This window comes from Paenibacillus sp. DMB20, assembly GCF_000987955.1.
Taxonomy (GTDB): Bacteria; Bacillota; Bacilli; order Paenibacillales; family Paenibacillaceae; genus Paenibacillus_AQ.
The window spans coordinates 243,027-255,611 of the sequence record NZ_LAZU01000036.1 but is presented as its reverse complement, the minus strand read 5'-3'; the positions used below and the strand labels follow the sequence as shown (position 1 = coordinate 255,611).

12 protein-coding genes and 2 pseudogenes are annotated in these 12,585 nt (G+C 48.9%); 4 read left to right on the top strand and 10 right to left on the bottom strand.

The features are described from left to right. Positions 1-173: 173 nt before the first annotated feature. A pseudogene (locus tag XI25_RS20205) lies at positions 174-1,036 on the top strand (pentapeptide repeat-containing protein). A 181-nt stretch (positions 1,037-1,217) separates the two neighbouring features. Here XI25_RS20205 and infC read toward each other — a convergent pair. Further along, positions 1,218-1,703: a translation initiation factor IF-3 gene (gene infC / locus XI25_RS20200; protein WP_046679935.1), complete on the bottom strand. Its 486-nt coding sequence runs from the start codon at positions 1,701-1,703 to the stop codon at positions 1,218-1,220. Positions 1,704-2,104: 401 nt separating this feature from the next. Here infC and XI25_RS20195 point away from each other — a divergent pair, with 401 nt between their 5' ends. Then, complete coding sequence (locus XI25_RS20195; RefSeq protein WP_046679934.1) at positions 2,105-2,926, top strand: DUF2785 domain-containing protein; 822 nt, start codon at positions 2,105-2,107, stop codon at positions 2,924-2,926. 226 nt (positions 2,927-3,152) lie between these two features. Here the strand turns inward: XI25_RS20195 and XI25_RS35080 are convergent. The 8 genes and pseudogenes from XI25_RS35080 to XI25_RS20170 form a co-directional block, all read right to left on the bottom strand. Then, positions 3,153-3,350, bottom strand: a pseudogene (locus XI25_RS35080) (helix-turn-helix domain-containing protein); the annotation flags it as partial. Continuing rightward, the gene (locus tag XI25_RS20190) at positions 3,338-4,414 is read right to left on the bottom strand and encodes a response regulator (RefSeq protein ID WP_235440027.1); all 1,077 of its coding nucleotides are present in this window, start codon (positions 4,412-4,414) and stop codon (positions 3,338-3,340) included. The gene XI25_RS20190 and the pseudogene XI25_RS35080, both read right to left, overlap by 13 nt. A 56-nt stretch (positions 4,415-4,470) precedes the next feature. Further along, a complete protein-coding gene (locus tag XI25_RS20185; protein ID WP_046679933.1) occupies positions 4,471-6,219 on the bottom strand; it encodes a sensor histidine kinase in 1,749 nt (582 codons plus the stop codon). Positions 6,220-6,392: 173 nt separating this feature from the next. Continuing rightward, positions 6,393-6,863 (bottom strand): DUF3502 domain-containing protein, encoded by a 471-nt coding sequence (locus tag XI25_RS35075; protein ID WP_235440010.1) that lies wholly within the window; start codon positions 6,861-6,863, stop codon positions 6,393-6,395. Next, the gene (locus XI25_RS35070; RefSeq protein WP_235440009.1) at positions 6,860-7,111 is read right to left on the bottom strand and encodes a hypothetical protein; all 252 of its coding nucleotides are present in this window, start codon (positions 7,109-7,111) and stop codon (positions 6,860-6,862) included. Before XI25_RS35070 ends, XI25_RS35075 begins: the two co-directional genes overlap by 4 nt. Next, entirely contained in the window at positions 7,075-7,896 is an 822-nt protein-coding gene (locus XI25_RS35065) for an ABC transporter substrate-binding protein (protein ID WP_235440008.1), read from the bottom strand. Before XI25_RS35065 ends, XI25_RS35070 begins: the two co-directional genes overlap by 37 nt. A gap of 108 nt (positions 7,897-8,004) precedes the next feature. Beyond that, positions 8,005-8,907: a carbohydrate ABC transporter permease gene (locus XI25_RS20175; protein ID WP_052759689.1), complete on the bottom strand. Its 903-nt coding sequence runs from the start codon at positions 8,905-8,907 to the stop codon at positions 8,005-8,007. 17 nt (positions 8,908-8,924) lie between these two features. After that, the gene (locus XI25_RS20170; protein ID WP_327204834.1) at positions 8,925-9,794 is read right to left on the bottom strand and encodes an ABC transporter permease; all 870 of its coding nucleotides are present in this window, start codon (positions 9,792-9,794) and stop codon (positions 8,925-8,927) included. A gap of 272 nt (positions 9,795-10,066) precedes the next feature. On the opposite strand from XI25_RS20170, the gene XI25_RS20165 reads away from it, so the two are divergent. Together XI25_RS20165 and XI25_RS20160 are read left to right on the top strand one after the other, a co-directional pair. After that, positions 10,067-10,915, top strand: a complete 849-nt coding sequence (locus XI25_RS20165; RefSeq protein WP_046679931.1) for an alkaline phosphatase family protein — start codon at positions 10,067-10,069, stop codon at positions 10,913-10,915. Further along, positions 10,912-11,862: a metallophosphoesterase family protein gene (locus XI25_RS20160; RefSeq protein ID WP_046679930.1), complete on the top strand. Its 951-nt coding sequence runs from the start codon at positions 10,912-10,914 to the stop codon at positions 11,860-11,862. The genes XI25_RS20165 and XI25_RS20160 overlap by 4 nt, the downstream gene beginning before the upstream one ends. A gap of 85 nt (positions 11,863-11,947) precedes the next feature. Here the strand turns inward: XI25_RS20160 and XI25_RS20155 are convergent, their stop codons facing one another. Next, complete coding sequence (locus XI25_RS20155; RefSeq protein WP_046679929.1) at positions 11,948-12,580, bottom strand: FMN-dependent NADH-azoreductase; 633 nt, start codon at positions 12,578-12,580, stop codon at positions 11,948-11,950. Positions 12,581-12,585 lie beyond the last annotated feature (5 nt).

The following is a 12,585-nucleotide window of genomic DNA, read 5'->3' as shown; positions in this document are numbered from 1 at the left end:
CGATAATTAGACTTATATAGTACGTCTTATATAATAAAATTGCGGTGAAAATGGGGCTGAAAGATTTAGATTTCATAAAAAAAGAAAAAACATCTATGACTCTAATTTGATTTTGCCTTATGATTAAACGAGACAAAAGTTTATGCTCAATCGGAAGGAGAGCTACACAAGTTATGTTTGACAATCAAGAATATACGGCAGCTTTATCCGACGGAAGCCTGCAGGGCGACTGCGAAAAGTGTTTCGGGTTATGCTGCGTCGCGCTACCCTTCTCGCTTCATCGGATTTTGCCATAGATAAAGACGGCGGACAACCCTGCCGCAACCTCCAAACCGACTTCCGCTGCGGAATCCACAACCGCCTTCGGCAGAGCGGCTTTCGCGGTTGCACCGTCTACGATTGCTTCGGAGCGGGACAACAGGTTTCCCAGGTGACCTATAACGGACGCGATTGGCGTCAGGCTCCCGAAACCGCAAAGGAAATGTTCGAAGTATTCCCGGTGATGAGGCAGCTATATGAGCTGCTTCGGTACCTGACCGAAGCCTTGACGCTGCAACCTGCCCGTTCGATACATGGCGATCTCAGCTTGGCCCTGAACGAAACGAAACGCCTGACCGATCTCGGACCAAAAGCGCTTATGGAGTTGGATGCGGCCGTACACCGGGCAAAGGTGAACGTCCTGCTCCTTCAAACCAGTGAACTTGTGAGGGACGAAGCACGCCGTACCCATAAGGGGCCGCCCGTACGGCACAAAAAAGCCGGGCGTGGAGCCGACCTGATCGGCGCCAACCTCAAGGGGGCGGATTTTAGATACGCCAATCTGAGAGGAGCCTACCTTATTGCAGCAGATCTCAGAAATGCAGACTTGAGAACGGCTGACCTTATCGGAGCGGATTTCCGGGATGCTGACCTTAGGGGAGCGAACCTCACCGGCTCTCTCTTTCTTACTCAAGCCCAGCTCAATGCCGCAAAGGGAAACGCCGACACCAAGCTGCCTCCGACGCTTGCCCATCCGTCCCATTGGTTCGCGGTTTGAAAACAGGCAGCTCTTCTATACCTGCCTGACGGCTAGCCCTCCCTTCTTCAGCCGTGAATAAACGGCATTTGCGATTTTAGCTAAGCAACGCAAAAAACCGCTTTCGGCATCAAACCCGTAAGCGGTTTTTTCATGAAGTTATCTTGGGAATCCGGGTCAGGGAAGTTAGCTCCCCGTACTATTAAACCGGCAGCAGCTTCACCGTGGCCTGCTTGCCGCTCAGTTGGATTCCGGTTTCCTTCTTCCCTGTTTCGCCAAGATCGTTCACCAAACGTTCGAGCAGCTTTCGGGCAGCCTCGCCCTCCTTGCCCTGGATGCGAATCACCGGTTGAACGGCTTTGCCTGCCGCCAACAGCTTCCTCATTTGCGAAAGCTTAGTGTCGTAATCATGGTCTTCAATATGCGCCGTCAGCCGGAATTCCTTCACTTTAACGGGCCCTTTGGCCTGATGCCCTTTCTTCTCTTGAGCCGCCGCCTGTTTAGCCATTCCCCGACGCACGAGCTTGCAAGGCGGCGGACTGCTGAACAGCGAAGTGCAGACCAAATCGGCTTTGTGCTTCTTGGCTAATGCCAGCGCCTCTTCTCTGGCGACTATCCCCAGCTGCTCGCCGTTCAACCCGGTGAGCTCAACCTCGCCCACTTTGATTTTTTCGTTCATCAACAACATGAATCCGTCTCCCTCCAGCTTGTTCTCCGGTATGCATTTCTCCATCTTAGGATACCACAGACAAGCAAAAGGATCGAAATGAGATAAAGTTCGGGTGAATCCCGTACATTTTCAGAATTGCTTCCGGTTACTCGGAACTGGCCGAAGCGATTATTGTGGAAGATTTCGGTGCGGACTTATCCTTTGCGATGAACTGCCGGAACGCTCTACCTCTCTTGGAAAGTAAGGCAAGCAAATACCCTTATAAAAAAGTAAAATATGCATTTTCGCTCTATTGTGGAATTGTATCTGATCCTATCTGTGCCTTATAGTAAGTGAAGAAGAGGTACGGAAGAAGCCGCACAGTCAGTAGAAATCCTAAAAAAGTCAGTTCGGAAAATTTCTAGAAGGAGTTGTGTAAAATGAATTTAAAAGAAAAGTTGATATTAATAAAAGAAAATGACTACCAAGCACCTCCCGATACATTCCAGTTGATACAAGAAATGATAAATAACATCGGTTCTTTGGATGCCCAACTACGTGATGAACTAATTTATACAACCTTATCACATTGGATTCCTGGTAATTCTCTAACTGCAAACGAACTAGAACAACTTCTACCAGTTGTTTTGGATAAAAACCATTTTCTTTTTAAGCTTGGTGAAACAAATACAGACTCTGTCTTCACTCGATCTTTCTCTATGCTAGTTATACCGCTCCTCTTCATAAGGCATAGAGAATCACCATTTCTCTCAAGAGAGCAAATTCATCAGATAAAAGAGAAAGTATTTTACAATTTACAAGAAGAGCGAGATTACCGTGGGTATGACGAAGAAAAAGGCTGGGCTCATGCCATAGCTCATGCAGCAGATGCTTTAGACGAGTTGGCTCAATGTTCCGAACTGGATAAAAATGACCTCATGACCATCCTCGATTTGGTTTACGAAAAGGTGACCATAACAGATCGTGTTTACTCCGATGGGGAAGATGAGAGAATGGTAAGTCCCATTATTAGTGTTTTAAATAGAAAGATACTTAGTCAGACTTATGTAGAGCAATGGATTCAAAGTTTTGGTGATATAGAGAAAAGTCCGGAATTTCTTCCTGCCTTTAGGCAAAAAAATAATATAAAGAACTTTTTGAAAAGTTTATATTTTCGAGTTAAATATTACAAAGTAAATGCTGATCTCTGCCCAACTATCGAACACACATTATATAAAGTAGAAAAAGTATACTACTCCTAATTAAGAAAATGTAAGGGGAAAAGCACCCTCACTTATCCGTTAAAGTTTTTTTATGAATGCGGGCCATGGGATACATTCCGAAGATCCCGAGCTTTTTATAGAATAGCCAAGAAATTTCCACATGTACACCGTGATAAGGACCGGTCTTAAAACAAAACACAAAACCTCAACTAAAAGTAGCGCTTGGATAAGATCCAGGCGCTTGGACTTTTTGGAAACCATCATTCTATTCGCAGGAAACGGATTGTTGCCTGTATTGCTGGGGCGAGACATGATACACCTTTCGGAACATTTTCGAAAAATGCGAAAAATTGTAATATCCGAACGTTTTGGCCACATCCGAAATCGGCAGGGTCGAGGTGGCAATTAGGTCTTTTGCCTGGGACATCCGGACATATAATATATAATCCGTTATCGATTGCCCTGCCTTTCGTTTAAATAAACGGGAGAGATAGGCGGGATTGAGGTGAACATGCCCGGCGAGCTCTTCCTGGTGATCGGTTCGCTTAAATGCTCCATGATATAGTCCTGGACGCGCTGTATGACCGAATCATGATGCTGCAAATCGACCGTATTCGTTCGCCCCCTTACCGGAACATACGCTTCGACGCGGTTTGTTTTTTGCAGATTCTTATACTCATGCTCAAGCAGCTGCTTATAGGTGTCCGCGATATCGTACAGGGTCGAGCTTTCGCCGATGTAACAGGAAACGCTGCAGCTAAAATATTGCTTGCAGGACTGGATATATTCCTCGCAGCGTGAGAGAAGCTGGCCGCGCGCCACCCGTTCTTCCCCGAACTCGTAAAAAATGACGACGTTCACCCCCTGCTTGGTCTGTATGACCTCGCCGCTCCAGGCGGCGGACAGCAGCATTTCCGCAGCGCCCTTGCGGATGGCGTATTCCATCATCTCCTCGTCCCGGGTGCTGAATTCCCGCAGCCACGATTCCACGCTGACCAGTACCGGAAGGAAAAAGGCCTCCTCCAGGCCGGCGAGTTCGTGTTCCTCCAATATTTTCTTGACGTTGTCCGGTTTACACACGGTTCTTCCCGATAATACGTCATTCCAGAACTTCTCCGTGATGAGCGTTTTTTTCCTGCTCCACATTTCATAGTAGGGTTTATACAACTCGCGCAGGCTATTCAGTTCCCGTTCCTGTTCAATGGAATGGAGCGCTTTGGAGATGGTTTCCTGAAGAACGTCGAATTCAATCGGCTTGAGCAGATAATCGAATCCGTCCAGCTGTATCGCCCTCTTCATGAAATCGAATGCCGAATGGGCGGTCAGAAAAATGGTTTCCGTTTCCGGGGATATCTCGTTCACCCGCTCGAGGAGCTGGATCCCCGTTCCTTTGGGCATTTCGATATCGCACACCATCACATCGATCGGAGTGCGTTCAAACACGTTCAACGCGTCCCGCATGTTATAAGCCTCATATACCTCGGTTACCTGGAGAGCCTGCCAATCGACGCCGCTTTTGATTCCCATCACCGCGTAGATTTCATCGTCAACAATAAGTGCCTTATACATGTAAACACCCCCGTTCAGATCGAACCGTACGACGCAAATTCCTCAACCGTAAGGAAAGGAAGCACCATGGTTATGCGGGCCCCCGAGTCCGGGGCATTATCGAATTCAAGCCGCGCCTTCTGCCCAAACACATGTTTAAGCCGGTAATACACATTGGAAATGCCCAAATGCTCGCCGTTCGGACTTTCCGTGTAGCGGCAGGTCTGCAATTGCCGCAGGACATCCTTTGGAAAGCCGTTGCCGTTATCCGAGATCGTGATTACCAACGAGTCCCGTCCGTTAAAGCGTATATCGACGGCAATATGAAAAGGATGCTCCATGAAATCAAAGCCGTGTTTCATCGCGTTCTCGATAAAAGGCTGTATGAACAAAGGCGGAACGGCCGCCTTTTCCGCACCGTCGGAAATGCGGAAAGCATAGGTCACGCGGCCGGGAAAACGGACCTGCTGAATTTTGATATAACTCTCCATATGCTCCATTTCTTCCACGATCGTCACCGCAATCTGGTTGGTTCGGGTCGTGAACCGAAAATATTTGACAAGGTTCATGCACATGAGCTGGATGACGTTATAATTCTTGATTTCCGCCAGATTGTAAACAACGTTGATCGAATTCAGCAGGAAATGCGGATTGATCTGAAGCTGCAGATGCTTGAGTTCCGCCTTGTGAGCCTTGATCTGTTCCTCGTATACGCTTATTTTCAGGTCATGAATCTCGGAAGCCATGCCGTTAAAGGTTTCATTGATAATCGCAAACTCTTTGGACTTCGAGGAGTGAAGGCGGAAATCCCAATCCCCGTGTTTGATTCTCCGCATCCCGCGGACCAGAAGGTTCATCGGTTTCAGGATAATATCGTTTAAATACATCAAATAAAGGATCAGGATGAACAGGGCCAGAATGGATATGATCAAGATTCCTCTCCGGAAGTGATAGAGATTTTTCAGCATTTGGGATTCCGGAATAAAAGCGCCGAGGATCACGTCCGTCCCCCGTATCCGATTCATGACCGCAATATAGTTGTTCCGATCCTTCTTTACGACCTGGTACGCTTCATTGGTTTCGGCGAGGGGAGCGTCCAAACGATCGGAATCGACGGTAGCCGAGCTAGTGAGCAGATTCCCATCTGCATTGACGAAGCTCGCAAAACCGTCCTCAAGATGGATCAGGTCCAGCGGGATCATCAAATTTTCCAGTTTGACGAAGGCTCCCAGGTAAAAGTCGTCCCCCGTATCCACCAGCCGGATTAATGCATACTTGCGTTTGTCGTACTCAATGGCCTTCCACTCCCGAAAAAAAGCGCTGTCCGGCGTTACGCTTTCGACCGCCTTTTCCATGGACGTTTTGATCGATAACAGCTCTTCATAAGATTGCGTTTTGATGGGCGTATGAATCAAATCCTGCTTCTTGACCGAGTAGATGAATTGAAGATCGACGCTGTTGTCGAACCGGTGATAACGCATCAGGGTGTTCAAAACTCTGGCCTTGGCCAAATAATACTCATCGGGATCGTTCAGAAGCTGCGAGAGTGCCGTAATGTTCGGATCCTCGACCGCCATATTGTACAAAAAATTCGTTTCCTTGTTCAGGGCTGCCTCAATCTGGTTTGAGTAGAGAATCATCGAATTTTTGTTGGAGTCCGCCACCTGCTCCCTGATGATGTTCGAAGCATAGTAGTTATTGTAGAGCAGCAGTACGACCAGAGGCACCGTGATCGTCACAAAGCCGATGATTAACTTAAAGCGAAGCGAGAGCTTTATATTCATCCGTTCGACAACACCCCCGCTTCTATTGATACCTTATATGCCACGGCTTCAGGAATAGCGAAAATTCATTTACTCTCTGAGTATAGTGTACGCGGGGGAAAAAAGGGAATCCCTTACATAGGACGCATAACGATAGTCCCAGTTCAGAATTCCCCTTGTTCCTTAATGCCTGCCTATTTCGTCTGGGCCCACTCGGCCAGCTGCTTATCCACTTCGGCTTTGATCTTATCAAACCCGGCGGCCTTCCGCTTTTCCTTCCATTTCTCTATGATCTTCTCCGGATCCACGGCCCCCGATCTTAGCGTCGCTCCGAATTCCTTCTCCACATTCGCGATGGATGCCATTTCCGATTTGACGGGCTCCTGGTTAAACGCAAACCCGAGAGCAATCGAATGCTCGGCTCTTTCGTTGAATTTCTGAAAAGCTTCCCACTTTTTAGGATCTTCATTAGCCCACAGATAGGAGTTGAACTGATTGCCGAACATCCAACCGCCCGGATTCGGGTAGGTTTGCGTGTCCGCAGTCACGCCTTCCGGAAAATCGATCATGTTATCGGATTTTTTCACGTAATGCTTGCCCTCGATTCCCCAATTCAGCATGTTCAGGAGCTTGGGATCGCTGTACAGCAAATTAAGCAGCATCATGCTCTCGCCGGATCTTGGGATGTCCGCGATATTCCAAGCATCGCGCCTTGAGCGTCCCCCGTCGTCGTGAACGGCTCCGCCGTTTCCACCTGAACCACCTCAACACCAGAGCTCAGGCTCATCTCCTTGTCTTTGCCCGGCTTCAAGGACTGCGCAACGGCAAAGGCTTTTCCGGCCTTGATCATGTTCATGCCCTGATCGGCGTCGGAGGTCAGGATATCCTTGTCGAACCAGCGTTCTGGTTCCATTGGTGCATGCGTTTATAGAAATCGATAAACTTGGGATCCTCCAGCGTATCTACGGCTTTCAGCTCTTGGCTTCCCCGGGGGATCGCCAGGTTCGCCACGATGCCGTCGTAGTTGGCCGCTTCCCAAATGTTCGTGAACTTGCTCGAAACGATGGGCGTCACACCGGGTTCGTTCTCTTTAATCGTCTTGAACATGGCTTCCATGTCTTCCAGCGACTTGACCCCGTTAAGATCGAACTTATATTTATCCACTAATTTTTTGTCGAGCAGGAAGCCGAAGCCCTGACCGAATTCCTTCTTGGTCGGAAGAGCATACAGCTTGCCCCCGATTCTCGATCCTTTAATGAAATCGTCGCCGAGAATGCCCGGGATATCCTTGCCGTGCTGGGCCATTAAATCATCCAGCTCCAGGTATTGTCCTTTGGCCACATCCTTCGGATACGAGAACCAGCTTGCCGTGAACATCAGATCAAACGGTTCGTTGGATATTTTCATCAGATTGGTTTTATCGTCCCAGGATGCCCACTCAATGGGTTTAAGCTCGATGGTGGCATTGATCTTTTCGGTGAGATACTTGCTCATTTCGTCCTGCACAAGCTGCAGGTCTTTCGGGGCGGTTGCCGGATATACCAGCGTAATTTTATAAGGACTCAGTCCGCCCGATTCTTTCCCCGTCGTGCCGGATGCCGTCCCTGTCGCCTTTCCCGGGTCTCCTTTGCCGCAGCCCGTTAACGCCAGCATCCCGCAAAGCATGATGATCAATAATGCCTGATAACTTCTTTTCATTCCCGCCGTTCTCCTCTCATGGTCAACTTTTCATGAATCATCGTTTCAGAAGCATCTATCGCTTTCCGGCGCTGATCGCCTCCCCCCTCTAATTACGATCTAAAGACTTCAACCTTTCACAGCTCCGCTGGTGATCCCGCTGATGTAATATTTTTGAAAGAACGGATACGCGAACAACAGCGGGGCGATCCCCACGATGGCCAGCGCCATCCGGACGGTCTCCCTCGGCATTTTAGCCAGCAGATCACCGACTTGGGCCGAGCTGTTGGATTTCATCAGAAGATACTGGATATTGGTGAGCGTTTTCGTCATTAGGTACTGGATGTTGTATAGCTCGGGCTTGTCGATAAACAGCATGCAGTTATACCAGTCGTTCCAGTAGGCCAACGTGTTGAACAGACCTATGGTAGCCATGATCGGCAGGGAAAGCGGGATGACGATTTTAAAGAAAATCTTGAGTTCCCCCGCACCGTCAATCGTTGCCGATTCCACCACGGACTCCGGAATGCTGGATGCGAAGAAACTTCGCATAAGGAGCACATTGAAGGCGCTTAACAACAGATTCGGAATGATCATCGCGAATATCGTGTTTTTCAAATCAAACATGTTCACGTACGTCATATACCAGGGCACCATGCCTCCGCCAAAAAGCATGGTAAAGAAGATATAAAAGGAAAGCGTGCGCCGAAAAGGCAGGTCCTGCCGGGATAACGGGTAAGCGAATAATGCGGTAATCATCAAACTTACGACCGTGCCGATGAGAGTCGTTAAGATCGTGACGCCGTATGCTTTCGCAATCTCGGAAAAATCATGGAGCAAAAACTGGTAGGCCGCAAAACTGATGCTGTTCGGGAACAAGGAATAACCTTTTTGCAGGATGGAATCCTCGCTGGATATGGATACCATGAACACCAGAATGAAAGGAATCAATGATACGGTCGTAAAAGCCCAGAAAAAAAGGTGGATTAAGGACGGGCCGATACGCTGCTTTCGTTTTATTTCCTTCGCCATTTCTCCCGCTCCTCCGTTTAAAATAAGGCGTCCCGCTTGTTTATGCGCCGGACGGCCGTGTTCGCGGCCAAGATGAGCACGAAACAGACCACGGACTGATAGAATCCGGCCGCCGTCGACATGCCGATATCGCCCGATTGAATCATCGCCCGGTAGACAAACGTATCGATCGTGTTCGTCGTCGGGATCAAGGCTCCCGTATTCATCGGCACCTGATAGAACAAGCCGAAATCCGAACGGAGAATGCCGCTTACCGCAAGCAGCGTCATCGTTATGATCACGGGTGCGATCAACGGAATGGTAATCCGGGTCATTTGTTTCCATTTCGTCGCGCCGTCGATGGTGGCAGCTTCATAATACTCCTTGTCGATACCGATGATCGAGGCGAAGTAAATGATCGATAGATAACCGACATTTTTCCATGCGTTTACGATGACCAGGATGTAGGGCCAGTAATCGGGTTCCCCATACCAGGAAACCGCCTCGGCTCCGAACCATTTGATCAGCATTCTGTTCACCAATCCGCTGTCCACATTGAGAAAGCTGTACACCAGATAGGCGACGACAACCATGGAAATCACATGCGGAAGAAGGAAGGTACTTTGGTAAAATCGGCTGATCACCTTATCCTTGATTTCATTGATCAGCAGCGCGACCAATACGGACAGGACCAGGTTCAGCAGTATAAACACCAAGTTGTATAGGAAGGTATTCCTGGTGATAATGTACGCGTCCTGCGAATTGAACAAAAATTTAAAATTGTCTAATCCGACCCACTCGCTCCCCCATATGCCGTCGACATAGTTATAATTTTTGAAAGCCAGGATCACGCCGTACATCGGGATATAGTTGTTGATGAACAAATAAACGATGCCCGGCAATGTCATTAGCAGCAGCCACTTATATTTTTTTAGACTCCTCTTTAAATGCGACATTTCCCTCATGGCTCGGCCCCTTCCGCATTGATGTAAACCCTTACACGAACATTCTATATGCATGCTTTGGGCTCAACCACTATCCTGATGACTTTCTGATACCACAATGGTGACTTCTTTCCGAAAGTCTCTTTATACGGTTGACAGTCTATAACGGACTATTTATGCTAGGTGCGTAATCATGCTGCCTGGACCAAACATACTGTTAAGGAGGCTGTTGAATCATGCACTTATTAAGCGCTACTAAGCGGGTTTTTATCTTGGGGATGGACGGTGCGGGCAATTTCATTCAGAACACCCCGACTCCATACATTGATGAATTTTTAAAAAAAGGGGCCGTTTCCTACACGGCTCAGGCACCATCGCCAACCATCAGCGCGGAATGCTGGGGCTCCGTCCTTCATGGCGTAAATCCTGAAAAACATCAATTGAATAATGACGTCGCCGCCAACCGGGTCTATCCGTCCGATTCCCCCTATCCATCGGTTTTCAGACTCGCCCGGGAGGCTTGGCCCGACGCTAAACTGGCAGCCTTCTCAAGCTGGACGCCGATTAACCATGGGATTATCGAAGACGACCTGGGCATACATAAAGAATCCAAACCGGATACCGAACTCGTAAGTGCCATCGAAACGTACCTCGAGCAAAATGCCGACGTGAAGCTGCTGTTCATGCAGTTGGATGAACCGGATGCTTCAGGCCATAAGTATGGATACGGCCCCGACTCGCCCGAATATTTGAATGCGATTACCCGTAACGACGAGTTGTTCGGGCGCGTGCTGGGAACCATCGAAAAGCTGGGTCTCCTTGCGGATAGCCTTATTATCTTGTTAACGGATCACGGAGGCGGCGGCGAGCACAAATACAACCATGGAAGCGATCATCCGATGGATAAGAACGTTTTCTGGGGATGCGTGGGACCCGGCGTTGCAGCGGGAAGTGCTTTACCGGAGGTTTATATCGTCAACACCGCTGCCGTGGCGGCTCATGCGCTCGGATTGCAGGTTCCGGATCATTGGGACGCCAAGGTCCCGGAAGGCTTGTTCAGCGAAGCCGGAGCGCGGCAAGCATGAGGAAGTCACTTCGCTTTAATTCGAACGGCGCATTCAAGATCGTCCAGTTTACGGATACGGAATTTTGCGAACCGGATGAAGAAGAGTTTCGGATGAAAGCAATGATGAAGAGGATCCTGGAGGCGGAAAAACCGGATTTGGTCGTTTACACCGGGGATGTCATCGCCAGCAACAAAAGTCCGGATCCCATTCGGGCTTTTAGAGATGCGGTATCCATTCCCGAGGATATGGGGATTCCGTGGGCTGCCGTTTTTGGCAATCATGATTCGGAAGCGCCGAATCTCACGCGGGAGCAGCTTCATCATCTTCAGCTTTCGCACCGGTATTGCTACGCGAAGCCCGATCCGCCTAACGTGCATGGCGCCGGTAATTACGTGATTGAGGTCATGGATGAGCATAATCAGCCTGCGGCTGCGCTTTATTTCCTGGATTCGGGGAGTTATTCCCCGCTGGAGCATCTTCGGGTCGGATTTTATGACTGGATACGGCGGAGCCAGATCGGATGGTATACGGAAACATCGTATTCCCTTACCGCAAAGAACGGCGGAGAACCCCTTCCTTCCCTGGCTTTCTTCCACATTCCGCTTCCTGAATACAACGACATATGGGATTTCTCGGTATGTCATGGACAGAAGCTCGATACGTGCTGCGCGCCTTGGATCAATACCGGTTTTTTCGCGGCGATGGTCGAGATGGGCGACATCATGGGGACCTTTGTAGGCCATGATCACGGGAACGACTTCTGGGGCGTGCACCATGGAATCCGCCTGTGCTACGGCCGAACCACCCGAAATGCCTATTTGAAACATCCCTTCAAAACCGGCGCGAGAGTGATTCAGCTTACCGAAGGGAAACGCAGCTTTGATACATGGCTTCATCTTGAAGACGGGACGACGATTCATCATCAACCCGAGCATCTGCCGGAAGGCCGTTCCCTTCAAATTTGATACAAAAAAACAACCGGACCGGGTAAGGAGGATCCCTTAACCCAGTCCGGTTGTTGTTCTTCTATGTTTTAAAAATCTTATGGAATTAAACCAATTGATGTTTAAGCTGCGTCGCGGCAGCCTTTACTTTTTCCATGCCTTCGGCGATAATCTCGTCTTTGCGGTGAGGGAAAGCATTATGACCTTCAATAACCACTTCATCGATGATCTCCATGCCGAAAATACCGCCTACAATATTGCGGATATAAGATGCGGCCATCTCCAACGGTGCCGTTTCCGGCGAGGAATAGATTCCGCCGCGCGCGGAAAGAAGGATTGCTTTCTTATCTTTCATCAAGCTTATCATCTGGCCTTCTTCATTGTATTTGAAGGTAAAACCGGATTGGTATACATAGTCGATGAACGTTTGCAGTTTGGCCGGGATCGTCAGGTTCCATAACGGGAACGCAAACACCACCACGTCGGCGGCAGATAGAGCGTCCATCGCTTTTTGCTTGGCGGCCAAGAGACGCGCTTCCAGATCCGTTAGTTCCTCACCCCGCTGTACTTTGCCGAAGGCGTTGAACAGATCCTGACCGAAGTAAGGCATATCCTCGGCGAAGACATCATATGTCGTTACGTTCAGATCTTTCACTTCTTCCATGAACGTTTCGTACATTCTTGTGGATACGGCTTCCGTAGCCGGACGGTTATTGGCTTTGACAACTAAAATTTTCATTCGTA

Excerpts from the sequence above, each read along its gene's own strand:
- infC (WP_046679935.1), bottom strand. The coding sequence starts at position 1,703 with ATGTTGTTGATGAACGAAAAAATCAAAGTGGGCGAGGTTGAGCTCACC.
- XI25_RS20195 (WP_046679934.1), top strand. The coding sequence starts at position 2,105 with ATGAATTTAAAAGAAAAGTTGATATTAATAAAAGAAAATGACTACCAA.
- XI25_RS20190 (WP_235440027.1), bottom strand. The coding sequence starts at position 4,414 with ATGGGAATCAAAAGCGGCGTCGATTGGCAGGCTCTCCAGGTAACCGAG.
- XI25_RS20185 (WP_046679933.1), bottom strand. The coding sequence starts at position 6,219 with ATGAATATAAAGCTCTCGCTTCGCTTTAAGTTAATCATCGGCTTTGTG.
- XI25_RS35075 (WP_235440010.1), bottom strand. The coding sequence starts at position 6,863 with ATGATGCTGCTTAATTTGCTGTACAGCGATCCCAAGCTCCTGAACATG.
- XI25_RS35070 (WP_235440009.1), bottom strand. The coding sequence starts at position 7,111 with ATGGAACCAGAACGCTGGTTCGACAAGGATATCCTGACCTCCGACGCC.
- XI25_RS35065 (WP_235440008.1), bottom strand. The coding sequence starts at position 7,896 with ATGAAAAGAAGTTATCAGGCATTATTGATCATCATGCTTTGCGGGATG.
- XI25_RS20175 (WP_052759689.1), bottom strand. The coding sequence starts at position 8,907 with ATGGCGAAGGAAATAAAACGAAAGCAGCGTATCGGCCCGTCCTTAATC.
- XI25_RS20170 (WP_327204834.1), bottom strand. The coding sequence starts at position 9,794 with ATGACATTGCCGGGCATCGTTTATTTGTTCATCAACAACTATATCCCG.
- XI25_RS20165 (WP_046679931.1), top strand. The coding sequence starts at position 10,067 with ATGCACTTATTAAGCGCTACTAAGCGGGTTTTTATCTTGGGGATGGAC.
- XI25_RS20160 (WP_046679930.1), top strand. The coding sequence starts at position 10,912 with ATGAGGAAGTCACTTCGCTTTAATTCGAACGGCGCATTCAAGATCGTC.
- XI25_RS20155 (WP_046679929.1), bottom strand. The coding sequence starts at position 12,580 with ATGAAAATTTTAGTTGTCAAAGCCAATAACCGTCCGGCTACGGAAGCC.